Raw genomic sequence first — 1,715 nt, 5'->3', positions numbered from 1 at the left:
AAAAACAGGCCGATGTATTGGTAACGGCATGTCCTTATTGCATCCTGATGCTCGACGATGCCTGTGCCGGACTGGAAAAGAAAGATGTCCTGGAAGTTATGGAAATGTCCGAACTCCTTTGTTCAGCTAGCAAGCCTTAATATCTCGTAGGTGATTATGAGTTGATAACTCGAAATCTACCTGATGATGGGTTCAGCTTAGTGATATTGTCTAACGATAATATTCGAGGGGGGGGATGCCGGTAATCCTTCGAAGCTGTCTTTGACAGCAGAAATTTGTGGACTCTGGCGAATACAAACACACGAATTCGTAGGCTCTAATGAAGAAAATAGATAGAGGAGGACTAATGATGTCAAAATTAGTACAACCCCATGGCGGAAAATTAACACCAGTATTACTTCCAGAAACACAACGTGCTGAGGCCCTTGCCAAAGCTAAAACATTACCTGTAATTCGTATGACATCCAGAGAAACATCTGACGTTTTGATGATTGGCATGGGTGCTTTCAGCCCGTTAACTGGATTTATGGATAAAGCTAATTATGAAAGTGTTGTTGAAACCAAACACTTAACCAATGGCTTAGCATGGCCTCTTCCTATCACTCTTTCAGTTACCAAAGAACAAGCTGGTTCACTGAAAATTGGTCAAGAAGTTGCTTTAGTCGATGATGAAACTGATACCTATGTTGGTATCTTGACCGTCGGCGACATGTATGAGTATAACAAAACCAAAGAATGCAAAGCAGTTTTCTTCACTGATGATCCTGAGCATAATGGTGTTCAGAAAGTCATGGCTCAAGGAGATGTCAATGTTGGTGGTTCGATCATTACCTTCAGTCAATTAGGCTATGCATCCAAATATGGTGACTATTATGCTACTCCTGAACAAACCAGAAAAATCTTCGACGAAAAAGGCTGGGCAACTGTTGCAGCTTTCCAAACCCGTAACCCATTGCATCGTTCCCATGAATTCCTCTGCAAAATGGGTAATGAAGTTTGTGATGGACTCTTCATTCATCCAATCGTAGGAAAACTGAAAGCTGGAGATATTCCTGCTGAAGTTCGTTTAGAGTGCTACGAAGTTCTCTTAAAGAACTATTTCAATCCAAAAAATGTTGTAATGAAAGTTTATCCGATGGAAATGCGTTATGCAGGACCAAGCGAAGCAATTCTCCACGCTATCTTCCGTCAAAACTTCGGCTGCAGCCATATCTTAATTGGCCGTGACCATGCTGGTGTTGGCGACTACTATACTGCATATCAAGCACAAGAAATTTTCGACCAATTCAAACCTGGTGAAATTCTTTGTCAACCACTCAAAGTAACAGCTGCTATGTACTGCAATAAGTGTGAAGGTATGACTACAGAAAAAACTTGCCCACACGGAAAAGAAGACCATCTCAAAATTAGCGGTACCAAACTGAGAGCTATGTTAGGCGCAGGTGAAGTACCACCCAGTAACTTCAGTCGTCCAGAAGTTCTGCAAATCTTACTCAAATATTACGGTTCATTAAATAAGTAAAACTTTGGTTTGTAAATTAAACAAGAGACTGATTCTTAAGTTTAATTTCAAAAATATAAGAATGATGGAGGTTTAACAAATGCCAAGTTTTGTAATTGCAGAAAAGTGTGACGGATGCAAAGGGCAAGATAAAACAGCTTGCATGTATGCATGCCCAAATGACCTGATGTTTTTAGACAAAGAAAGAATGAAA

The 1,715-nt window shown here is 40.3% G+C and carries 1 protein-coding gene and 1 pseudogene; both read left to right on the top strand.

Annotated features, from left to right (window positions below):
• Positions 1-349 precede the first annotated feature (349 nt).
• Positions 350-1,522, top strand: coding sequence for a sulfate adenylyltransferase (gene sat / locus ACPUYX_RS20890; protein ID WP_047810591.1), 1,173 nt, complete (start codon positions 350-352; stop codon positions 1,520-1,522).
• Between the two features lie 79 nt (positions 1,523-1,601).
• Positions 1,602-1,715: pseudogene (locus tag ACPUYX_RS20885) on the top strand (adenylyl-sulfate reductase subunit beta); the annotation flags it as partial.

Origin of the sequence: Desulfosporosinus sp. SYSU MS00001, from assembly GCF_049943955.1 — a bacterium.
Classification (GTDB): Bacteria; Bacillota; Desulfitobacteriia; order Desulfitobacteriales; family Desulfitobacteriaceae; genus Desulfosporosinus.
This window is presented reverse-complemented; position numbering and strand designations above follow the sequence as displayed.

Excerpts from the sequence above, each read along its gene's own strand:
- sat (WP_047810591.1), top strand. The coding sequence starts at position 350 with ATGTCAAAATTAGTACAACCCCATGGCGGAAAATTAACACCAGTATTA.